Annotated in this window: 19 protein-coding genes; 16 read left to right on the top strand and 3 right to left on the bottom strand. The window is 47.2% G+C overall.

Annotated features, from left to right (window positions below; genetic code table 11):
- Positions 1 to 79: 79 nt before the first annotated feature.
- Positions 80 to 493: a helix-turn-helix domain-containing protein gene (locus GJR95_RS33095; protein WP_162389929.1), complete on the bottom strand. Its 414-nt coding sequence runs from the start codon at positions 491 to 493 to the stop codon at positions 80 to 82.
- Positions 494 to 680: 187 nt separating this feature from the next.
- Here GJR95_RS33095 and GJR95_RS33090 point away from each other — a divergent pair, with 187 nt between their 5' ends.
- The 8 genes from GJR95_RS33090 to GJR95_RS33055 all read left to right on the top strand — a co-directional run bounded on the left by GJR95_RS33090 (position 681) and on the right by GJR95_RS33055 (position 8290).
- Positions 681 to 1358: a ClpP family protease gene (locus GJR95_RS33090; protein ID WP_162389928.1), complete on the top strand. Its 678-nt coding sequence runs from the start codon at positions 681 to 683 to the stop codon at positions 1356 to 1358.
- Between the two features lie 201 nt (positions 1359 to 1559).
- Entirely contained in the window at positions 1560 to 2348 is a 789-nt protein-coding gene (locus GJR95_RS33085) for a hypothetical protein (RefSeq protein WP_162389927.1), read from the top strand.
- A 226-nt stretch (positions 2349 to 2574) separates the two neighbouring features.
- Positions 2575 to 3807: an ATP-dependent Clp protease ATP-binding subunit ClpX gene (gene clpX, locus GJR95_RS33080; RefSeq protein ID WP_162389926.1), complete on the top strand. Its 1233-nt coding sequence runs from the start codon at positions 2575 to 2577 to the stop codon at positions 3805 to 3807.
- Between the two features lie 163 nt (positions 3808 to 3970).
- The gene (locus tag GJR95_RS33075) at positions 3971 to 4588 is read left to right on the top strand and encodes a hypothetical protein (RefSeq protein WP_232540938.1); all 618 of its coding nucleotides are present in this window, start codon (positions 3971 to 3973) and stop codon (positions 4586 to 4588) included.
- Between the two features lie 200 nt (positions 4589 to 4788).
- Positions 4789 to 5409: a hypothetical protein gene (locus GJR95_RS33070; protein ID WP_162389925.1), complete on the top strand. Its 621-nt coding sequence runs from the start codon at positions 4789 to 4791 to the stop codon at positions 5407 to 5409.
- A 214-nt stretch (positions 5410 to 5623) separates the two neighbouring features.
- Positions 5624 to 6244 (top strand): hypothetical protein, encoded by a 621-nt coding sequence (locus GJR95_RS33065; protein ID WP_162389924.1) that lies wholly within the window; start codon positions 5624 to 5626, stop codon positions 6242 to 6244.
- A gap of 17 nt (positions 6245 to 6261) precedes the next feature.
- Positions 6262 to 6981, top strand: a complete 720-nt coding sequence (locus GJR95_RS33060) for an alpha/beta fold hydrolase (protein ID WP_162389923.1) — start codon at positions 6262 to 6264, stop codon at positions 6979 to 6981.
- Positions 6982 to 7147: 166 nt separating this feature from the next.
- Positions 7148 to 8290 (top strand): aspartate aminotransferase family protein, encoded by a 1143-nt coding sequence (locus GJR95_RS33055; protein WP_162389922.1) that lies wholly within the window; start codon positions 7148 to 7150, stop codon positions 8288 to 8290.
- A 39-nt stretch (positions 8291 to 8329) separates the two neighbouring features.
- Here GJR95_RS33055 and GJR95_RS33050 read toward each other — a convergent pair whose 3' ends face one another.
- Complete coding sequence (locus GJR95_RS33050; protein ID WP_162389921.1) at positions 8330 to 8599, bottom strand: hypothetical protein; 270 nt, start codon at positions 8597 to 8599, stop codon at positions 8330 to 8332.
- A 141-nt stretch (positions 8600 to 8740) separates the two neighbouring features.
- Between GJR95_RS33050 and GJR95_RS33045 the strand changes: the two genes are divergently transcribed.
- The 3 genes from GJR95_RS33045 (at position 8741) to argB (ending at position 10782) form a co-directional block, all read left to right on the top strand.
- Entirely contained in the window at positions 8741 to 8941 is a 201-nt protein-coding gene (locus GJR95_RS33045) for a DUF433 domain-containing protein (protein WP_198424766.1), read from the top strand.
- Positions 8942 to 9916, top strand: a complete 975-nt coding sequence (locus GJR95_RS33040; RefSeq protein ID WP_162389920.1) for an N-acetylornithine carbamoyltransferase — start codon at positions 8942 to 8944, stop codon at positions 9914 to 9916. It begins immediately after the preceding gene.
- 77 nt (positions 9917 to 9993) lie between these two features.
- Positions 9994 to 10782, top strand: coding sequence for an acetylglutamate kinase (argB, locus tag GJR95_RS33035; RefSeq protein WP_162389919.1), 789 nt, complete (start codon positions 9994 to 9996; stop codon positions 10780 to 10782).
- 25 nt (positions 10783 to 10807) lie between these two features.
- Here argB and GJR95_RS33030 read toward each other — a convergent pair whose 3' ends face one another.
- On the bottom strand, positions 10808 to 11386 hold the full coding sequence (locus GJR95_RS33030) for a C40 family peptidase (protein ID WP_162389918.1): 579 nt from the start codon (positions 11384 to 11386) through the stop codon (positions 10808 to 10810).
- A gap of 675 nt (positions 11387 to 12061) precedes the next feature.
- On the opposite strand from GJR95_RS33030, the gene GJR95_RS33025 reads away from it, so the two are divergent.
- The 5 genes from GJR95_RS33025 (at position 12062) to GJR95_RS33005 (ending at position 23632) form a co-directional block, all read left to right on the top strand.
- Entirely contained in the window at positions 12062 to 15106 is a 3045-nt protein-coding gene (locus tag GJR95_RS33025) for a caspase family protein (protein ID WP_162389917.1), read from the top strand.
- A gap of 271 nt (positions 15107 to 15377) precedes the next feature.
- Positions 15378 to 17546, top strand: a complete 2169-nt coding sequence (locus GJR95_RS33020; RefSeq protein ID WP_162389916.1) for a WD40 repeat domain-containing protein — start codon at positions 15378 to 15380, stop codon at positions 17544 to 17546.
- Positions 17547 to 17557: 11 nt separating this feature from the next.
- Complete coding sequence (locus GJR95_RS33015; RefSeq protein WP_162389915.1) at positions 17558 to 20620, top strand: nSTAND1 domain-containing NTPase; 3063 nt, start codon at positions 17558 to 17560, stop codon at positions 20618 to 20620.
- A gap of 101 nt (positions 20621 to 20721) precedes the next feature.
- Positions 20722 to 22713, top strand: a complete 1992-nt coding sequence (locus GJR95_RS33010; protein WP_162389914.1) for an oxygenase MpaB family protein — start codon at positions 20722 to 20724, stop codon at positions 22711 to 22713.
- A 31-nt stretch (positions 22714 to 22744) separates the two neighbouring features.
- A complete protein-coding gene (locus GJR95_RS33005) occupies positions 22745 to 23632 on the top strand; it encodes a methyltransferase domain-containing protein (protein WP_162389913.1) in 888 nt (295 codons plus the stop codon).
- The last annotated feature ends 28 nt before the right edge of the window (positions 23633 to 23660 follow it).

The following is a 23660-nucleotide window of genomic DNA, read 5'->3' as shown; positions in this document are numbered from 1 at the left end:
ACGAACGAGCGGTATCCGTTTCAGAAACGGATACCGCTCGTTCGTTTAACTAAGTAGTACGGCCAAACCGCTACATAGCTTAAAATCCTATTCGCTCACGGGTTTGCTGAATACCCAGCGTCCGGGCCAGCTCGAAAGCGATGCGATCGTCATATTTTCGTTTCCAGTAATCGGCCTCCAGACGGAGCTTATCCAGTTCAACCTGTTGCTTCTCAACAATCAGGTTCAGGGTTGCCAGCTCATGGGCAATGTCCTGCTCATTTTTTTGCTCAACGACCTGCGCCGGAATAGCCTCATCGGAAAGCAATACCAATGGCGATAGAGCCAGCACGCTGGCAATCTGGTTCAGGCGCGAAAGGGTCAGTTCAGTTTTACCGCGCTCAATATCGCCATAAGCTGTTGTTGACAGATTGAGCAGATCGGCCATATTTTCCTGCGATAAACCCCGCTGGAGACGTTGCAGCCGTATTTTTTCTTCGATGGACGTCTTCATATCAAGTAACTACGATAAATTCTAAACCCAAACCGACACTAATTTTCGGTAGGATAACGCAATTTTGCAAGGAAAGAATTCGGATCGGCCGGATATTAGCGTTAGGAACACCCAACGTCCAGTATCAATAAATCCCGAACCTGATTCGCCCATTATTCGTTCTCAAACCAAAGGAGTAAACCCAATTATGAATCAAGAAAAAGAATTCCGCAATTTCGCGGTACACCACATGGGCCTCAATGGCCTGACCGTAGATGGTTATATGAACCACACTGTCGAAAACATGACTCGCTCGGTTATTGAAGAACGTCCGATGAACTTCCGTGAAGTAGACGTCTTCTCCCGGCTCATGGCCGACCGTATTATTTTCATGGGCCTGCCCGTCGATGACAACATTGCTAACATTATTGTGGCGCAGTTGCTGTTTCTGGAGTCGGCTGATCCTAAAAAAGACATCCTGATGTATTTGAATAGCCCTGGCGGCTCGGTATATGCCGGTCTGGGTATTTATGATACAATGCAATATGTTCGGCCCGATGTTGCCACTGTCTGCACGAGCCTGGCAGCATCGATGGGTGCTGTGTTGCTCGCTGGCGGTGCTGCCGGAAAACGGTCGGCTCTGCCCCATGCCCGTGTTATGATTCACCAGCCATCGGGTGGTGCACAGGGAACCTCGAAGGATATGCAGGTGACCATGAAAGAAATGCTTGAATTAGAAAAAGATCTGTATCGCATTTTAGCCAGTCACTCCGGTCGTACGTACGAAGAAATCGAACAGGCTTCCGACCGCGACAAGTGGTTCAGAGCCGAAGAAGCCAAAGAATACGGTCTGATCGACGAAGTCCTTCGCCGGGAAAAAGCGTAAGCTGATTTCTTCAAAACATATAGTTTTGATCAGTTGATTAACATCAATAAGCGCAGATTGCCTCCGGGCGGTCTGCGCTTATTTGCGTTAAGGACTTTATACCAACTAACCGTTCGCTAAACATTTTGCCCTGAAGAAACGTTTTCCCTACAGTATAGCGTTTCATGACCTGATAGTGCCTGGCTTCAACCAATAACCCGCATGAGAATCGGTTCTATATTGATTCGGCTGAGCTATATAGCGGTTCTTCTGAAACTGACTGGCTGTTCGGCTCCGAAAGCCGACGAATCTGGCCCAACCCCGCACTATCGGCTCCATAAAACAACTTCATACGCCATTGCCGGACGTACTGTCAATGTCGATACAACGGTCTTTACGTATGACGCGACCGGGCGTCTGACCAATTACGAATCTCATGGGACCGATCCAAAGCTTATTCGCAAAACAACCCTTTCCTACAACTCAGCCGACCGGATTGATCATATTGATCAGATTTTGCCCAGTAGCTATGTCGACGGTGTTAACAGGATAATTGGATTTCGGGCGGTTTACAGTTACAATGCAACAGGGAACGCCGAAACGGTTAAAGTATCCCTAATTGCTGAAGGCTTTACCCTATTCATTCCGCAGGATGAGTATAGTCTTACCTACGGAGCTGATAATATACCAACTAAAATAAGCCATGTTAACCTGAATAGCCCGTATCAGGATGAGTATGCTTATGTGTATTCAGGCGGTAATGCCGTTAAAGTCCGGTATTCAACTCACACGCAAACCGTAGACTACAGTTATCAGTATGATGATAAGCCAAATGCTTACAAAGGAACTGTAAAGCTCATTCCTGCTATTGATCCGTATAATAAAAACAATCTGATCAGCGATCTCACACCCACCTACAACGAACAGGGTTATCTCATAAAAACAATAGGCTCAGGGCAATACCAGGGTAATATAGCCACCTACGACTACGAGCAATACCTTGCGAAATAAGCAAGGCACTACTGTAACCCGACCAATGTCTTTTATCAGCTTATTTGGCCTTTTCAATACCAAATGGTAATTTTGTTAATTACGAACGGCCCAAATTAGCATGGGTCATTTTTTCTGCTGAACTTAGTTTAAAAAGCGCCGGGACAAACTGTTAACAAAACCAGTCAATAGCCTGCCCAGGTAGCTATTTATTCGTATAACTACGTCAAATACACTGCAACCTTACATGCCACAAATCAGTTGCTCGTTCTGCGGACGGCGCAAAAACGAGGTACTGTTGCTGCTATCGGGCATCGACGCACACATCTGTAACTACTGCATTGAGCAGGGACACCAGGTGGTACTGGAAGAAATGCGCCCGAAACGGAGCGAACCGACAGAGGTAAATATCAACCTCATCAAACCCGTTGAGATGAAGCGCCACCTCGACCAGTATGTTATTGGTCAGGATGATGCAAAAAAAGCCATTACCGTAGCGGTCTATAATCACTACAAACGGTTGATGCAGCCCAAAACCAATGATGACGTTACGATCGAAAAATCGAACATCATTATGGTGGGCGAAACGGGTACGGGCAAAACGTACCTGGCCCGATCAATCGCTAAAATTCTTGAAGTCCCTTTCTGCATTGCCGACGCCACCGTCATTACCGAAGCCGGTTATGTAGGTGAAGATGTCGAAACTATTCTGACACGACTATTACAGGCCGCCGATTACAACGTTGAAACAGCAGAACGCGGGATCGTTTACATCGATGAGATTGACAAAATCGCTCGTAAGTCCGATAATCCAAGCATTACGCGCGATGTAAGCGGAGAAGGGGTTCAGCAGGCCTTGTTAAAGTTGCTGGAAGGCTCTGTCGTTAACGTCCCCCCCCAGGGAGGCCGTAAACATCCCGACCAGCGGCTGATCGCCCTCAATACGGAAAATATTCTCTTTATATGCGGGGGAGCTTTTGACGGGATCGAGCGTCATATCGCCAAACGGATCAACACTCGGCCTATTGGTTTCTCCGGCGATCGTCGGCTGAATGATACCTTCGAAAAAGGTCACCTGATGCGGTATATCTCTGCTCTTGATCTGAAATCATTCGGTCTGATTCCGGAACTTATCGGCCGACTGCCCGTTCTGGCGCATCTTGAACCGCTCGACCGCGATGCGCTGATGCAAATTCTGACGGAGCCGAAAAATGCAATTACCAAGCAGTATAACAAGCTTTTCCAGATGGAGGGAATAACCCTGCACTGGGACCCCAGCGCCCTGAACTATATTGTTGATCAGGCTTTGCAATATGGACTCGGAGCACGCGGTCTACGGTCTATATGCGAATCAATCATTATGGATGCGATGTTCGAGATGCCCTCACAAACCGGGGTTAAAGAACTAACCGTAAGCCTGGAATACGCTCAGGAGAAATTCGGCAAGTCGAGCACTTATCAGATGCGTTCAGTAGCCTGACAATAGGAATTTATTAAAAAACAAGCCCCGATTTCCTGACGAAATCGGGGCTTGTTTTTTCCATTAAATCGGATTTTATCGATGGTTTTCAACAAATGTAAAGGCAGCCGGTTTACCCCTTGATAAGTCTATTCGTTACACGTAAGCCAATCAATTTAACACAATGAAAACCAATACTCAACGCTTGTTGGTAGGTCTCCTGATGACCACCCTGTTCACTGCCTGCAACCGCCCGGTCGCCTATTTTCAGAAAAGCCCACGCGAACACTTTGCGGTGACCACACCAACGCCCGCACCTGTCGTAACGACTGAATCCGCTCCCGTAGCCCTGGCTGCGACTACCGTTACACCCGAAACCGCGTCAGGCCCGGTTGCCCAGGCCACCCAGGTGAACGAAGCGCTAAATCAAATGGATGCTCTGGTTCGTAACGACAGCAAATTAGCTGCCGACAAAACCGTTCAGAAACGTCTGAATCGCATTCGGTCGTTAGTAGCCTCCACCTCCGCTAAATCTACGCTGGCACCTTCGGCAACTACTGCTCCCAAGAAAGCAAGCCTGATGGAACGGCTCGTGCTGAAGCAGATGAATAAAAAAATCAGCAAACAACTTGCTCCGAATAACCCCAATAAAACAATGGCCAATACCGGTATTCTGGCAACAGGTGCCGTTCTGGTTATTATTGGTCTATTGCTACTCCTGCTAACTACTGGTACCGGCGCAACCGTCGGTGTTATTGTTCTGCTGGCAGGTGCCGTCATTTTACTGGTTGGATTGCTGTAGCGAAATTTTCTGATCAGGACTATGTATCCCGTTCAGCCTTCTTACACACTGGCTGAACGGGTTTTTATTGCGATTTTCCGGTTCGCTCACTCAGATTCCAACTTTTTTCAAGCGAATACGCGATAATTGCGCAACAAACCGATAGAGTTCCAGTTGTTGAGTTTGATAATTTTATGGTCCCACTAAAAAAAACGTGTTCTATGAGCCCAATTTCCAAACACCTTTTCGCAGCCCTGTTAGGGGTATCTATCCTTTCTTCATGCAGCCGTCCGGTAGCTTACTTCCAGCCAAGTCAGCGCGAACATTTCACGTCGCCTAAAACCGAAACCGTTGCAGCCGTCGCCCCGACTGTAGCACCCATAGCCGAGCCAGTTGCAACCGAAGCGCCTGTCGCATCTGAAGCCGCTCCCGCTCAAACAGCACAGGTTGCTCAGGCAAAGCAGGCAATGAGTCAGATTGAAGCCTATGTTCGCAACGATAGCAAACTGGCATCCAACAAGAAACTGACGACGCGGATGGCAAAAGTGAACGAGTTACTCGCGACTGCAACCGACAAGGCTGACGTATCAACAAAGGCTACATCAGCGAAGAAAATGAGCCTGATGGAGCGGGTGATGCTCAAGAAACTGGATAAGAAGATTAAAAACCATGTAGCACCTGAGGAGACCAAAGCGCTTAACCGAAATACCAAAAATGGTATCATCATCGGTGCTATCGGTCTTATTCTATCGCTCATTTTCGGTGGCGTGCTTGGGGTAATTGGTCTCGTTCTGCTCGTGGTCGGTATCGTTCTGATTCTATTGGGCGTTCTGGAAAGCTAGAACAAAGTGCTTAAACTATTCCTAAAGTCGGCGTGACTATCGATCAGATCAGTCACGCCGACTTTTTTGTACTCCTTCCTACCACCGCTCACACGATTTATGCCAATTTTTAAGCGTATTCCAGCATTTCTTATACCTACTGGTTAACAAAGTTACCAACGCGTGGTTGTTGGGAATGAGAATCAATAATTATACTTTAAACGAAAACTGCTCTATGAAAACAAGTCTCAAACACGTTTATTTTGCTCTGATTGGAATAGCGATTCTCTCGTCCTGCAGTCGCCCCGTGGCTTATTTTCAACGTGGCCCGGTCGAACGCTATCACACATCAACGATTGAACCAGCCGCCGTTCGTACACCTGCCGAAATTACCCCATCGCCCGCACCCTCCTCAATCACCAGCGACGTAACGATTCCAGTAGCCTCCCCCACCGAACAGGTTGTTCAGGCCAAACAGGCCGTGAATCAGATCGAAGCGTACGTACGCAATGATAACAAACTAGCCTCCAACAGGAAATTGACGAGCCGGATCGAGCGGGTTAAATCAATGCTTAGCTCGACATCCGCGAAAATGTCGCTGGCTTCGACCCCGCCTGTCGCGTCTAAAAAAATGACGCTGCTTGAACGTGTAGCCGCCAAAAAGATCAATAAAAAAATTCAGCAGAAACTATCACCTGAGCAGCCTATGGCCACGTCAATGCTAACCATTGGCCTGATTGTAGCAGCAGCCGGTTTGTTATTGCTTCTTATTGGCAACGGCTTTGGTGCGGTCATTGGCGCCATCGCTTTAGTGGTTGGCCTGGTGCTGATTCTGCTGGAACTTTTGAAACAATAAGCTTAGTCAACCATAGCATGCAGACTCCATTTTCGGTGATTCTAATCCACGGTCACGGTGTCGATGCATCCATCTGGGATAGCATCCACGCCGATCTGGCCCTGGATCACCCTGTTCTAAAACCTGACGTTGCCCGCCTGACTTCACATGCAACCATTGAAGCTTATGCGGAAGAGCTAAACGCCCGGCTCCAGGCTGCTTCCATCAACGATGTAGTGCTGGTTGGCCATTCGATGGGTGGTTATATAGCGCTGGCTTTTGCCGAACGTTACCCGACACAGGTGCGTGGTCTGGTCCTTTACCATTCGACGGCCTACGCCGACGACGAAGATCGTAAAGCACAGCGTCGCCAGCTTATTGAAACGATGCGCACTCAGGGCGGGGCACAATTCATTGAAAAGCAACTCCCGAAAATGGTTGCACCCGATTATCCTGCCGAAAAAGTACAGGAGCTGATCGATCGCTATCGGGATTTGCCTACCGATGCGCTCATTGCCGGTATGGAAGCCATTGCGGGACGCCCCGATCGGACGAACATTTTACGGGATGCGCCCTTTCCGATCCTGCTGGTTTTAGGAAAAGAGGATCAGCTCATACCCCTTGAGAAAACAAAGAAACTGGCCGAATTATCGGATCGAATCCGTGTAGCACTAATCGACAACGCGGGCCATCTGAGCATGGTCGAACAACCCGAAGCATCGCAGACAATACTCCGCGACTTTGTGAAGCCGCTCTAAGCAGTCATTTGACGATAGATGAGCAACTAAGAGGAGGCCAACTGGCTTCCTTTTTGCGTTTAAACGCCGTTTTCCCCCCGATTCTCCGTAAACTTGCACTGGTTTTCAAGAACCTGGTCATCATTATCATCGTAAATGCCGGATACATTGGTTATTCGGTCTGGCAATGGCTGAACTTTTTAACGTTTACCCGCTCTACGACATTGAACCCGTTCGGGCGCAGGGAAGCTATTTATGGGACACAAATGGCACCCGTTACCTCGATCTATATGGCGGTCATGCCGTAATTTCGGTCGGCCACACGCACCCACGTTATGTGCAGGCGTTAACCGATCAGCTTCATAAAATTTCGTTCTATTCTAATTCTGTCCGAATACCTCAGCAACAGGAACTGGCGGATAAACTGGGAAGCCTTTCAGAGCATCCTGATTATGCGCTGTTTCTATGTAATTCCGGAGCAGAAGCGAACGAAAACGCCCTCAAACTGGCGTCGTTTCACAATGGCCGGACACAGGTAATTGCCTTTCGGAAAGGCTTCCATGGGCGTACGGCGGGCGCTGTTGCCGCCACCGACAATCCATCCATTGTCGCACCTGTCAACTATAACAAGCACGTTACGTTTCTGCCCTACAACGACGCCGAAGCAGCTCGGGAAGCGATCACAACCGAAACTTCAGCCGTCATCGTTGAAGGCATCCAGGGTGTGGGCGGAATACATGTCGCCAGTGATGACTTTCTGCAAACCCTCCGGAAACGGTGTGATGAAACCGGTACGGTCCTGATTCTGGACGGCGTTCAGTGCGGTTACGGTCGCTCAGGGAAGTTCTTTTCGCACCAGTTCAGTGGTATTCAGGCCGATATCATTTCGATGGCGAAAGGCATGGGCAATGGATTTCCAATTGGTGGCATCCTGATATCTCCCAAATTCAAAGCCAGCTATGGTTTGCTTGGCACCACCTTCGGTGGTAACCATCTGGCCTGCACAGCCGCTATAGCTGTACTGGATATCATGAAAGAAGAAGGACTGATCGAAAATGCCGTTCGTATGGGCGATTACTTCATGAACGGTATTCGGCAGATTGGTGGTTATAAAGAATTGCGCGGTCGAGGGTTGATGATCGGGATCGAGTATGATTTTCCGGTTGAGTCGCTGCGTAAAAACTTATTGTTTGAGCATAAGCAATTTACCGGCGTAGCGGGTAAAACGATAATCCGGTTGTTGCCTTCGCTGGCTATTGGTACAGACGAAGCCGACATGTTCCTGGAAGCGCTGGAAAAGTGTTTAAAAACAGAGCAAACAGCGGCTTAAAATGAGTGGTGTCGGGTTTGAGAACACGACACCACTCATTTACATATCCAGTATTTTTTTGACAGACAGAGCATCTGGATCTGATAGTGAATAGACGAAGATTGCCAATTTATTTTTTGCATAAGCATCAACCCAATAACCATTAATGGTTTTAGGGCAGGTATAAAAAGGCTCTTCAAGTCGATCTTTATTATCCGCATCAGCAATTAATAGTATATCAAGAAAATCACGAAAATCGTAGAAATTTCGTGTATGGTTTTCAGAAAATCGTTCAGCTATGCAATCCCTAATTCTAATAATTCGGTTCATATCACACCTTGTTTTTAGATCCATTTTTAAACTTCAGTAAAGCTACAGGTGACAGTAAATGTATCCTAATTCATAACTTGTTTTAGTTATGATAGCCCCATAAAAAAAACGAAGCGATTTACCTTTGCTTAACTTACATTCATGATAAACTGGCAGGAGTATATTCATTCGGACGAAAAAGTATTATTGGGGAAACCTGTCATAAAAGGAACGCGCTTATCCGTTGAATTTCTGTTAGAACGTCTGGCAGACGGCTGGACGGAGCAGGATTTATTAGACAATTATCCGCGCCTTTCAAAAGAAGCTTTGCAAGGTATTTTTTGCCTTTACAGTAACACATAAATGACTAATTTTCTGTCCCTCGCCGATGTCACTGACCTCGACGCCCTGATACAATCTGGCCGCGATGCCAAAGCCAACCCGTTTGCCGATCAACACCTGGGGAAAAACAAAACCATTGGGCTTATTTTCTTTAACTCCAGCCTCCGCACGCGCCTAAGTACCCAGAAAGCAGCTCAGAACCTCGGCATGAACGTCATGATCATGAATGTCGGGCAAGACAGCTGGGGTTTGGAAATGGAAGAAGGCGTATTGATGAATGGCGACAAAGCCGAGCATGTTCGTGAGGCCGCTGCGGTGATCGGCCGTTACTGCGACATGATCGGCATTCGGGCTTTTGCTGAGCTTAAAGACCGCGATAAAGATTACAAAGAGCAGGTCATGCACCAGTTTGCACGCTATGCAAACGTCCCGATTGTTAATCTGGAATCAGCAACGCGCCACCCGTTGCAATCATTGGCCGATTGCATCACCATTGAAGAAGCGAAAGCCAATTCGAGTCTGATTCCGGCCCGCCCGAAAGTGGTGTTGACCTGGTTGCCTCACTTCAAGCCCCTGCCACAGGCCGTCGCCAATTCGTTCTGTGAGTGGATGAATGCCCGCGCCAAATCAGGGAACGTAGATTTTGTGGTAACACATCCCGAAGGCTACGAACTCGCTCCTGAATTTGTTGGCAACGCCCGTGTCATGCATAATCAGGATGAAGCTTTTGATGGCGCCGACTTCATCTATGGTAAAAACTGGTCGTCCTATACGCATTACGGGCAGGTTCTCACTCAGGATCCCTCCTGGGCAGTCACGATGGACGATATTCGCCGGACGAATAATGGCAAATTTATGCACTGCCTTCCCGTTCGACGTAACCTGAAAGTGTCGGATGAAGTGCTGGATAGTCCTCATTCACTCGTCATTGAGCAGGCAGCTAACCGCGAATGGTCGGCGCAGGCAGTCCTGAAAGAAATTTTAAAAAGTATATAAATAGACGTTGGAAACTGAACATTCGACTTTCTAAGACGGGAGTCTATTGTCTGACACCAACCAACGTTCTTGTGTTTATGAACACCCTTACGGTTATCAAAATAGGCGGGAATGTGATCGACGATCCAGCCGCTCTAAAACGTTTCCTGACCGCCTTTGCTTCTGTGTCGGGCATGAAAGTTCTTATTCATGGCGGAGGAAAAATTGCGACGCAGGTAGCCGACAAATTAGGCATCCAAACGACCATGGTCGAAGGGCGACGGATCACCGACCAACCCATGCTCGATGTTGTCACGATGGTTTACGGCGGCCTCGTCAACAAACAGATTGTTGCGAAATTACAGGCACTCGACATCAATGCGATTGGCCTGACCGGTGCCGATGGCGGTACGGTTCTGGCGAAAAAACGCCCGGTTAAGGATATTGATTATGGGATGGTGGGCGACATTGAAGAAGTGAATTCGGGACAGATTCAGTTTTTTCTGCGTCAGAATTTAACCCCGGTTTTTGCCCCGATTACGTATAGCCAAACAGGCGATTTATTGAACACCAACGCCGACACCATGGCTTCTGCCATAGCCGTAGACATGGTCGGGCACAATGCCGTTACCCTGGTTTATTGTTTTGAGAAAAAAGGTGTTCTGGCTGACCCAACCGACGACCATAGTGTTATTGGTGAACTAACTCCTTCGCTCTATGCTGAACATAAAGCTGCTGGATCGATAAACAAAGGTATGATTCCGAAGCTGGATAATGCCTTTAAAGCACTGGGTAATGGCGTATCGAAAGTAATTATCTGCCATGCCGACGAAGTAGCAGCAGCTCTTCAACAAGGTGCCGGGACCACGTTGAGACTGGATGATTAACAGTGATTGGGTAACGGCCCAATCACTACTTATTTGTCAGGAGATTAAGTACGCGCCGAACGCCCACGAACCGACGCTGATAGTAAGAAGCATGCAGATAATCGTAGCGGACGCCCCCATTCCAGGCGGAGTGGATAAATTTGATACGGTCGCCAACAACTTCGGTAATCAGGCCTACGTGCCCGATGTGGCTTCCGCCAGAGCTATGTCCTTTAAAAAGAATCAGGTCGCCGGGTTTTGCATCGGCTTGATCAACCGCCTGACCTACATTACCCTGGGCAGCACTGGAATGAGGAAGCGAAATACCGAATTGGCTGAAGCAGAACCGGGTAAAACCAGAGCAGTCGAAACCGCGTTTGCTGGACCCTCCCGAGCGATAACGAATCGAGAGATGTTCTTTAGCAAAGCCGATCAGATCACCTACGAGCGGAATTTGCTCGTAAAACGACTTTTGACTAGAAGTTACGGTGGATAAATCTTGGGTTACGGCGGGTTTACTGTCTGTTACGGTAGAAATGTCTTGTGTTACGGTAGGTACGGTCTGGGCTTGAACGATGCCAAACGAGACGGCAATAAGCGCCGTCAGGAGCATTTTCTTCGTCATAGAAATAGGTCAAATCCAAGTTAGGTTGTATAAAAGTAGGGCATTGTGGAATTATTGCCAAATAAATGAGGAGTATTTTCTACACTTTTAATGTAAAGTAATTTTACTGATTTTTATATGATACTGGTTTCCAATGAAGTAAGTACACAAAAAGTTACATACGAACCAGAAATTTAATATCACCTACTCTGGATTAAGTAACCTAGCCTCGCAGACAAGCACAAAAAAGCGTTGCATCATATTGACCCCAAGTTCTCAGGCATTAACATAATGAAACGCTCTCAAAGAAAGTCAGTAATAGGCTATCCGTTTCGCCAGAAGCCTGCCCTGTCCATCCCGACTGCCCGGACCATGAACTGGTTGTTATTGGATGGAGGAATAAACTAGTGGTTTAGGATTGGGTGCCAGTGCTCTTCAATCAAGAGAACTTCCCCTAGATGTATGCGACGATCAGGAACATAACTTAAGCCTTCTCTTCTGTTTATTACTAATTCCATGAAAGCTCAGAAGCCTGAATGTATCCGATTATATCGTATTCTGGCCAAAAATGTTCGGATTTGGGACAAGGCGTACTAAAGAAGATTGCATCTCATTTTTTTAGTCTATATTTCCTTTATTAATTAGATTATCAGTTAGTTAATATGTTATTTCTATCCTCTAACCTTAGACTCACTCATGAATCCGCTCTCCATTCCTCCCGAGGAATCAGACCCTCATTCTAAAACCGTTACCTATGCCTTATTAGTCGGTATTAATACTTATACCATTTCTCCACTTCAGGGACCTGTCAATGATGTCAAAAAGGTAGCTGATTTTCTAAAAACACTCACCGATATTGATACGCACATCAAGATATTAACAGATAGTGAAGCGACAAAAACCGCACTAATCACCGCTTTCCGCGAACACCTCGGCCAGGCAAAATCAGGCGATACAGTTCTATTTTATTTTTCGGGTCATGGTACCAGCGAACGAGTCGATACGACCATCTGGTCGGACGAATCGAGTGGAGTTTTAGAGTGTATTGCCTGTTATAATGGCGACACAACCAACAGCTGGGACTTTTTGCTGGCCGACAAGGAACTACGGTACCTGCTTCATGAAGTCGCCCAGGAAGGGAAAGTGCATACCGTTGCCATATTTGATTGTTGTCATTCTGGCGATAACACAAGAAGCCTCCTCGACCTGGACGCACAAGACACGCGTCAACGCAGTATTCAAGATATTTTTCCGCTTCGCCCCTGGACTGCTTTTCTTTTCAGCAGTCAAATTTCTGAAGAGCAGGCTCATTCTCAGCCAATGCCGGAATGGCTTCCAGAGCCAATACATATACAAATGTCGGCCTGTGCAGCCGACGAAAAGGCATTAGAGGTAGAAAATGAAGGCGTGTTCACTAAAAATCTGTTGTCTGTATTACAGGCTAATAGTGGGGCCGTTTCGTACGAATCTCTGATTGATCACGCACGTCAGTACATGCGTTTTGGGTATGACCAGCGTCCCCAACTGTTCGCATCAGGCAGCATTCCCGAAAAACTCAAGCGAAGCCCCTTTCTGAACCGTTCTGTTAATACTGAATTGCCCGCCGTTCAGGCACAGTTTAGCCAAAGTAAAAATGAAACTCAAGGTGGGTGGTATCTGAACGTCGGGGCTTTACATGGGCTACAACCTGGCCAGGAAGTTAAGTTGCTAACGTCTATAGGGCAACCGTTACTAACTGCACCCGTCTCGGAAGTAGGGTTAGATTATGCACGCTTGTCAATAGACTCAGCGGTATCGGTTCAGCCTGATCCAGCAATCGTCTATCGCGTCGATGTGCCTGGGTTGATGAGCAAACCCCTGCGAATTTTCTTTTCCAGCCGAAATGGTTCTCCGGCCGAGCAGGCAAAAATGATCACCAATCTGATGGCCGGAGCGGGCAGCTGCTATGTGCCCGAAGAAGACGAATCGGCGGCTGATTATGCGCTTTATGCCCGTAATGGCTGGTATTTTTTAACCCTTCCCAACACCGAAGACCAGCCCGACAATGAATTCCGGCCATTGGTTAGTCCGGTCATGTTTACCGATAAAAATGTCAATCAAAAACTCGGAAATTATATTCGTCAGTTCTCCCGCTGGACGTATCTGAAAACCTTAAAAAATCCGGTAGCCACTGGGCCAGGGGTTAAAATCGAGGTTGTGCCGGAAGGCAGTTCATCTGTTGCCCATAATGGCCCTATTGTGCCTATCACGCTGATCGAACGAGATGAAACGCATACGAATGAGGTCGTTGTTCGAGTTACCAACACTACAAACCAGTTATTGTATTGCACTGTCGTTTACCTGACACACGGCATTGGTTCGTGGCTCCAGTTTCTGGACACAAATACGGAACTGGTACCAAATCAAGTGGTTATTATCGGTCAGAATGCCTATGAAGGAGCCGATAATTCAACGCGAATTTCGATTCCGATATCCTCGGCAGGAGAAAACGTTGTACACGACTATAATTGGCCCGCCGTAGACGAGCGATTACTGTTCATTTTTACCACCAAATCAGCGAATGCGTCGGGTGTGTTGAGTGAGTCTACCCTGAATTTTCTGCAATTTGATGAACTCCCTCCACCGCCTACTCTAGCCGACCGAATGGACGGAGGAACGAAGGCCATAGCTGCATCACGTGCATCAACGGCAGTGGCTCTACCTACCTGGTGGACACAATCGATCAACCTGCGCTGGGAAAACCCCGCGTACAACAAAATTAGTAAGTATGATCTCCATGCGATGATCAGTCCGCAACCAGATACAGTTGCCGATGATGCGCTGGCCGATTGTGCGCTGGGTTTATATTTTACGACCAGCACCAATCAATCGCCTACTCTACAGGTCAAACCTCAACTTCAGCAATACTGGATCAACCAGCAGGATGGCCAGAAAGGCCTGGGTGAAGATATCTCCTTGGCGTTGGCCAGTCGAGTATCACAATCCATTCGAAACCGGCAGTTTCAAGAAAACCGAACGGTTTACCCAAATCGGGCACGGGTCGTCGCTAGTGGCGATTCGTGGTTTCAGTATCCCTTTCTGATTCGCGATATTGTCGACTGTTTAAGCAATGGATATCTGGTGTATAGCCTTGCTTCGACGGATAACACGCTCCAAACCATTGAGCCAAACGACGTTTTGCAGGCTATTGACGAATCCGACGCTCAGTTTTTATTGTTTAGCGGTGGGTTAAATGACCTCATGGATCAGTTTCCTGATCGGTTCATTCTTGACATAACCGATTTGCCGCAGACAAATCCGCGCCAGTGGCTGACCGACGAGTTTTTTCAAACTCTTGATGCCATGCAGGTTCAATATGAGTCGCTGTTCGAGGTCATCCGGCGAGAAAAATCCAACGTGTATATCATTGCACATGGTTATGATTATATCCGGTCGGTCAACGCGGTATCGGAAGAGCGGAACTGGCTGGCCCCAGAACTTACCAGAAAGGGAATCTCCAGCCCACAGGTACAGCAGGACTTGTTGAACCTGGTAATCGATGAGTTTAATGAGCGGCTCAAAACCGCAGCCGACAAATTCGATGACATGGTAACATATTTGGATCTGCGCCACATTGTGGCCAAACCAACCTACTGGCACGACGAAACGCATCCGAATGATGCTGGCTTTCTGGATTTGGCCTATCAATTTGTAAAACAGATCCGCACGATTCAAAAGCCAGCCAGCGCAACAATTCACTGACCGGATTTTGATTATTACGGCTATCACCCTAAATGACCAGGGGTGATGGCCGTGATCGTATTTTAGTTTGTAAAAATGCCCAAGACAAGCTCCCTAAACCTATCTATCCATGTACAGACGTTATATATCACTCAGTTTGGCTCTGCTATTCTGTTGTTATAGCTTAGTTGGACAGATAATACGTGCACCTCTAAAATTGGCTTCCCAAAAAAAGTCTATCGTATCTACGACCGAAACAAGGAGCTATTGGGTAAAACAAGGAGACGCATTCATGCGGCAACGTCAATACACGGCTGCCTATTCGGCGTTTCTGCTGGCAAAAAGCCTGGGAGCATCCGGCATGTCGGATAAAATGCAGAATGCCCAGCAAAAAAATAGTAAACAACTTCAGGACAATGCCGTCCAACTTCGGGCTAATTCTGTCCGTCTTGCCTTTCAGGCAGGGTTGCAGCAAGCCAGAAACATAGCGGATACCAATCTGACTCAAAGTCTACGCCTGCTCGAATTTCTGCGGAATACCTACGACAGCACAAGCCGCAACGAAGCTGCCGTGCTCCGGATCATCAGTGAGGTGGTTGCTAATTCTGAGCAGGGACTCTATCAGACAAACAGAACAAGGCGCCTGTCATCCAATGAATTTGCGTCAGAAAACGATACGGTCAGGTCAGATTCGCTTCCGCAAAAACTCCAGCAGCAAGTCGATTCTGTTTTTCGGCAACTGACTGTGCCTCCTTATCAGCCAATAAAAGGATTTCAGGCGTCCCTCCCAATAGGAAAAAAGGAGCCAGGAGGCTATCATTTTATTGCCGCCCATCATCTCCTCTTCACTTATTATACTTATTTCTACTATGACACTAATTCTGAGGAAAAGCGGGATTCATCCAATTCGGTTATTCTCTGGCGAACCGATGGTGACCATCTAATTCCTATTCACACATTTATTAATCAATTTGACAATTTACCACGCCTTTCGTCCGATGGCCAGATACTGGCCCTTCAGTTAAAGCTAAATAAGGGCGGGGCTACGGTTAAAATAGACAGCATCTACCAGGTAACCGACACCGAACTCATTGGCCTTAAAGGATTTACCGACCAGGGCTCTATCTGGTTCTCTCCCGATAACCACTATATCGTGATCCATGGTGGAGGCAGGAAAGGACTGAACATTATCTGGCGAAAGGTAAACAGTGATCTGTATTACATGCTGTCCATCAGTGGGTCTCCTCTATCGACCCGGTTTGCAGGAGAACAGATTACGATGGATATGCTGAATGAAGCCGACCCTTATTCGACAACGTCCCTGACCATCGATTTGAAAACGCAGCAGCTAATTCTGCCCCCCGCATGCCATTATCGAACCAAAGCAACTAACGTTTTCTTCGTGGGCGATAACTACCTGATGGTCCAGCATTTGGCGGACAAGCCACATATTGTTCTGTATTCGATACAGGACTGGTGGCTGGCACAATGTGAGACGATCTTCTGGGGTGATTTCAGGACTGGATCAATGGCGTCGAATGGTCGGTATGTCGTCCTGCGCCCCCGCGATTCTGCCAAGCCCGCCGAGTTATGGGAATCTGACCGATTTGGTCACTTTAATCGGGTAAGCGGATTATCGGAATCGTTCGAAAACGCCATTTTCTCGCCAGACAGCAGAATGGCTCTTTTTTCTGATAAAAAACGCTCTGGTCAATTACGGATGCTGGACAACACCGGCTTTCGCGTTATTCACACATTTACTGAACGTTTTAAAGCTACAGATTGCCAGTTTTCACCGAATTCAAAATGGCTGTTCGTCGACTTTTTCGGGAGTGCCATTGATTCACTCTGGCAGGTTAGATCAGAAGGGCTGGGTCCTGCCAAAGAAACGATATCTTTTGAGCCCACGATTACGGCAAGATTTCACCCCAACAGCCAACAGCTAGTCACGCTGACTGGGGGAAACAATATGATAAAATACTATGAACTTGGGGCTGATGGCCTCGTAAGCAACTTATATGACCCAACGCAGCTTCCGGCAGCAAATACCCTGTATATCATTGGTGATCAGATCGTTTACAGTAGCACCGACACGTATTCGACAAATCGTACCCAGCAGGATCAGGACGGTACACTCATAACGAATAAACTAAGCAAGGGGGCTCTGGAATCACCCGTTTATGACGACGGAGAGACCCTGTTTTTTGTGGTGTATTCCGAACTGTCACGCCAGCGAACACTGGTGGGTTACGACAAAATACTTCGGGAGACGGTCCTGAGTCGCCCGGTGAATGGCGCATTCGATCTGACCATGACCGATGATAAAAACATCCGTCTCGCCGATCCAACAGGACTTTATACCGTCATACCGCCCCGAAAAATACTGCGGCTACTTCAAAGCGGCAAAGTAGCTCCATTAACGGATGAATTGCGCAGAAAATTTGAGCCCATTCAACCTTAAACCTGTCGTGTATGTTTCCTAACCGCCACGCTTATCTGCTAGGAGTTCAGGACTATCAGGATAGCAGAATTCCGAAACTATCAACACCCATCAATGATATCAACCGACTAGCGTTGATATTAAAGGAAAGGTACAATTTTACGGTCGTGTGTATTCCTAATCCGACAGCAAATCAGTTTCGTAACGTATTTATCGAAGACCTTAAATCCCTGCCTTCCGATGCCCAGGTAGTCATATACTACGCAGGTCATGGAATGACAGCGCAGGAATACAACGTAAACCAGTCTGATACTGAACAGGGCTACCTACTTCCGGTCGATGTAGTATCCACCGACAATGGAGAGGCCCCAGATCTGGCCATTTCCATGGAAGAAATAGCCCACAATCTGGCCGACCTACCTTTTTCTCAACTGCTGCTGGTTCTGGACTGCTGCTATGCAGGTATGTTTCAGCAGGCTGCCATGAAATTTACTCGTCCAATTACCCTTAAACGATCTGATAGTAAAACCCTAGAATTGGAAACCCACACGGCTATTGCGTCAGGTACTGAGCGTGCAATAGCCGGATCGCGGGTTAGTCGACAGGTAAACAAGGAAGAGTTCAATGCATTTATCGGCTACAAAGCCAGGCAGATCTTCACCTCTACGGCCTATGACCAGAAGGCAAAAGACAGTTATATGAATGTTACGCTCGAAAACGGGAACTCACCGTTTGCCGATAAGCTCTGCGATGCGTTGAGTTCTGATCAGGAAACAGTAGATAGCAATGATGACATTATCACTCTTTTTGAACTACAAAACTACATGCAGCCCCGGCTGGACCCCTTCCAGCAAGTCTGCTGCATTTTCCCATTTTCGGGTCATAATGGCGGAGAATTTGTTTTCCTGAACAAGAACTCAAAACACCTTCCAACGGATAAACGCAGAAATCCATTTATGGGCTTGCTCGACTATGAATCGAGTGATGCACCGTATTATTTCGGTCGCCGGACCGTGATCGACGAACTAACACCGCTGGTACTCAACAATCCATTTGTCGTTGTAGTAGGCGCATCAGGAAGCGGCAAATCATCGTTGGTGAAAGCGGGAATTTTACCCAAGATCGAATCAGAACCCCATTTGAAAGTGATTCGACCGGGGAAAAATCCGATGGAAGGCCTGGCAAACTTTTCGGCTCATCCAGAGCAGTTTCTGGTCATTGACCAGATGGAGGAACTCGCCACCCAGACTGACATATGTGTACAAGACAAGGTACTTCAGAATTTTTTCCAGGAGGCCTTTAAACTAATCGACACCCAACAGGTTCGGGGAATCATTGGTACGTTACGGATCGAATTCATAAAACCCATCAAAACCGCCGTTGAAGCCGTAAGACCAGGCTTTTGGCAGCAATACCTGGTTCCCACCTTCAGTATTGAAGACCTTAATGATATCATTCTCTGTCCGGCTGAGCTCGTAAAAGTTTTTTTTCAGCCTGAACGCGAAGTAGTTGGCAAAATCATCAATGATTTTCGACTATATCCCAATGCATTACCGCTCCTCTCACTGGCTCTGGACGACCTCTTTTCCAGTACTTTCCGGATCGATCGCACGATTCGATTGGTGGACTATAAAGGCATTGAAGCCGTCCTGCAAAAGAAAGAGCATGTACTAAAAGAGATTAAGACTACCGATCTCGAATTAGATCAGCACGACATCGATGAATTTCGAAAAAACCTGATGATTCGCTTTGTTTCGTATCAGAATGGAACCTATGTCCGACGAAGAATTCCGACTATCAATGGTGAACTATCGTTTGGTCAGAAGTATGACCAGCTAGCGAAACGCCTGATCAACGCGCTGACAGAAAACCGGCTCGTCGAGAGAATAGAACCCAAACTCGACAGTAGTTCAAATGCAGTTAAGCAGGAAGGTCATATTGAACTGGCGCATGAAGCGCTGATTTTTTCGTGGGATGAATTCCGGACTTTTCTGCTCGAACTGGGTTCCGATTCGCTCATCCGGCGCAATAAACTAGCGGATGATACGACGCTGTATAATCCTGCCGACCCAGAACCGTCTCTTTGGACGAATAGCCAGATGCTCGCCCTGCTCAGCAAAGCAGATCGAAATATCGATACCATGGATTTTATATTGGGTAAATATATACTGCGTCCTATACTGCGTCGGTTTGGCAAAACAGAGCGTCCGCCGTGGACCTATTTCCTGATCTTTGAGCCATTCGAGAGCGTATTTGGTGCTATAAACTGGCTGCTGACAGCCGAGCAAAATTTCCTTAGAGTAAGTTACAAAGCTGCGGTCGGCAGACGATTTAGAGCGGTTAAAACGACGCTGATCGCCTTTTCGTTTCTTTACGTTGCTCAACTGGGGCTGAGTATATATATAGGTAGACGTTATGAGATGGACAAACAGAAGGAAAAATTAGAGGACGAGATGATACGTAAAACAAAAGAACTTGAGGAAAATACAAAAGATGATATTAATGATAAAATGAAGTCTGCGGAAGCGCTGACTTACATCAATGCTTACCCTGAAGCCCTCAGGAAATACAGCGAACTGGATCGTTTTTTAGTGGCCGATACGCTCCTCCGGAAAGATAGTATACGCACCAAACGGGCCGAAATCAGTCAGAAAGTCAAACAGACAAAAAGCCGCCAGAAAGCGTTTAATGCCATTACGCAACTTATTAAAAAAGCTGATTCATTAAGTCAGTGGCCCCTAGTACACCCAACGTCGGAAATGGCAGAATCCTGCCTTCATCATACCTATTTTAAGATGGCCGCTGATCGCTATGTGGAGGCTAGCCAATACTTGAATGCCAATAAAATGCTATTCAGGGACAAGTTCTTTTCGCAAACCTGGAATGAATTAAACCGGCAAACCCAGAACGGTCTGAATATAGCCACCATCGAACTCAAAAATTTGCAGCGTATTTGTCTGGATGTGAGTGCCGGATTTAACCTGGTTAACGCCAACACAGGAAATTATACCCAGCAACAGAGTAAATACAAGCAGATTAGTCAGGCTATCGACGACTATCTGAAGCAGAAGAAACCCAAGCCGACGAAAAACTAAATAACTCTGGGCTCCGCTTATACAATTCACTCAAAATCAATTGTGTAAAAATTAGAATGTAGCTACATTGAAAACTACCTCCCTAACCTTGACTTAACAATATGAGCGCTTCCACACGCACGCTATGGACCGATGATTTTCTGAACCAGAAACGACTGATTGGCGATCCGCTGGCCGATACCACCATTGGAACGATTATGAAGCTTGGTCTAAAAGGCGAATTAGATCAACTTTTTCGCTTACTAACCCAAAACGACTCTTTCGCCACGCTTTCAGCACATAAATTTCAAGGTTTTAGCCCGGAGCTTGTGCGGGCTATCGAGCCTTTTTTCGAAGAATCGGGTCAACTTCCGGCCGACCTGGGCGATCCCTTCGAATTGAACACAGCTGCTGATGAATTCGAAGATCGCATGATACCCATTCTGTTGTCGCTTCATTGCAAATCGCTCCCGCTTAGCTATGCCTGTGCCAATGGAGCTAAAGTGCTGCATCAGGCTGGCCGCATGGTCGTGCATGATAAGTCGCTCAAACCCTTTACACGACGGCTGTTCGAAACGGCTCAGTTTGTGAATAATCTGATGGCCAAAAATGGATTTGAGCCAACCGGTAATGCCATCATCAGTGTTCAGAAAGTGCGGCTTATGCACGCGGCAATTCGTTTCTACACCAAACTTCGGCCCTGGGATGTCGGCCTGTTTGGTGAACCCATCAACCAGGAAGACCTGGCTCTCGGTCACCAGATTTTTAGTTCGGTCATTATCAGCGGGCTCCGGCAACTTGGCATCGAGGTATCTGACAATCAGGAACGGTGTTATCTCTATTTATGGCAGACCGTAGCACACATCCTGGGCATTCAACCCGATCTGGTAACGCAGACACAAGCTGATGGCGAGTATTTATTACAACGAATTATGGACAGGCAGGCCGCCCCTTCCGATGAAGGAGCTGCGCTGACCTACGCCTGCATCGAATTTGTTGACGGCAAATTGCAATGGTCGTCTATCAAGCATCTGACACCACGGCTGATGCGCTTCCTGATCGGTGACCAATACGCCCGGATGTTGCAAATTCCGGGTACACCAGCTGTTGCTGAAAATGCTAATCCAGAGGATTTCAGTCTGATAAGTACTTTATTTCCAAGATGGGATGCCGTGAATGAAAGCAATTTACTACTTAAGTCGGCTACGCGGTTTATACTCAATAGTGGTCTCGACGTTGGGCTTAAAGCCTACAACGATAGCCCTCAGGATCAGTTCTTTGTGCCGTCATCGCTCTCGGATTATCTCAACCAAAAGAATGCCATTTCCCTATCGGCCGGGGCCGAGGCTCAAACGTTGACCATGGCCATTGAACGGTTTGATGCCTTAACAAAGCTCCTCAAGAATCTGAATCACCCCCTTGGTTTCTTTACCATTGCCGGGAGCCACTTAACAAAACAGGTAGCCGACAACATTCAGAAAAAAGCATTTGTCAATCATGCATCGATCGGCGCACTCTACCTGAAAAGCGTCAATCGTTTTTTTAACGAGGTCAATCACGTTGGTAAAGATGAGGCCGTTGCCGGGCCCTGGCGCGTAGTATTTCAATCTGACCAACGACTACTCACTATTGATCAGCACCTGTTGCTTCCTGGCTATGCCTATCTAGCCTATGACCTGATCCGGGTATTGACCGATAACCTTACAGCTCAACAGCTAACAGGCTTCAAATCAGATTACCAGCACATCATTACACTGTTCACCAACATCTATATGAGGCTCATCGAGCAGCTTGGCCGTATACATCCCGACTACGGCTGGCTAGCTGGCCTGGCCTTTGAACCTGCCCGCGAATCTGCATTTGCCACGTTCCGGGCTGAAGTCACTGACGCCTGGTCATTTACCACTCAACTCACGGATTTGGACGCTGATTCTACGGCAACCAGACTTGCACATGATTTGGCGACGGCGACTGTAGCCGATCAAATTGCCAACCCTACTGACGACAGCCGCCAAAAATTAAACGAACTCGCTGAGCGTCAATTCCCTATCGATCAACCTGACCAGACAGTAGCCGCTAAACTGGATGCTTTGTTAGCCGACGACTTTCATTAATTCCCTTTCTCTTTTAACTATTCTACACTATATGACACCAGCTTTAGAAGTACCTCATGAACAAAAGAGTATCAATGAACAGGAAATAATTAACTATTATGATGACTGCCAGATCGATTATGAGATTGTCTGGCACCTAAAGTCGAAGATGTGTATGCACTACGGTTACTGGGATAACACGACCCGGCGGCTGCGCGACGCACTGACTAATATGAATCGAAAAGTGGCTGAATTTGCCAGGATTACACCGGGTGAAACAATCCTCGATGCAGGCTGTGGCGTAGGCGGTATGTCTATTTTTCTGGCACGCCAATACCGATGTCAGACAGTAGGAATCACGCTCAGCGAAAAACAGGTTCGAACCGCTACCAACAATGCCAGTAAACATGAAGTGGCTCTGAACTGTCGGTTCGAGCGACAGAACTACCTGGCCACCACGTTTCCCGATAACTCCTTCGATGTGGTTGTAGGCATTGAAAGCATCTGCTACGCCCACGACAAAGCCGATTTTCTCCGCGAAGCGTTCCGGGTGCTAAAACCGGGTGGTCGGGTGATGATCGCCGATTTTTTCAGCAATGGGGTCCTTCCAGACACAGATGAGGCCCAGCTGATGCAAAAATGGACTGCAACCTGGGCCATCAAAAGCTATGCAGATAGCAACGAATTCTGGGAAGCACTGCCGGCGGTAGGTTTTGTGAACTGTCGGCAACAGAACGTAACCGATCATGTAGTGAAAAGTATTCGCCGATTGTATTATTCGTTCTTTCCGGGTGTTATCGTTACCAAGTTGCTCCAATGGGTCGGTATTCGTAATCAGACACAGACCGATAATACCTGGTCTACCCATTATCAGTACAAAGCCTACCAGCAGAATTTATGGCAATATCGATTCTTCTGTGCCGAAAAACCCAATGTGTGAAACGTTTATGAGCATAGGTTTGTGGTTG

The organism is Spirosoma endbachense (assembly GCF_010233585.1).
Taxonomy (GTDB): domain Bacteria; phylum Bacteroidota; class Bacteroidia; order Cytophagales; family Spirosomataceae; genus Spirosoma; species Spirosoma endbachense.
Note: the sequence above shows the minus strand (reverse complement) of the source record. Positions and strands in the feature narration are given on the sequence as shown.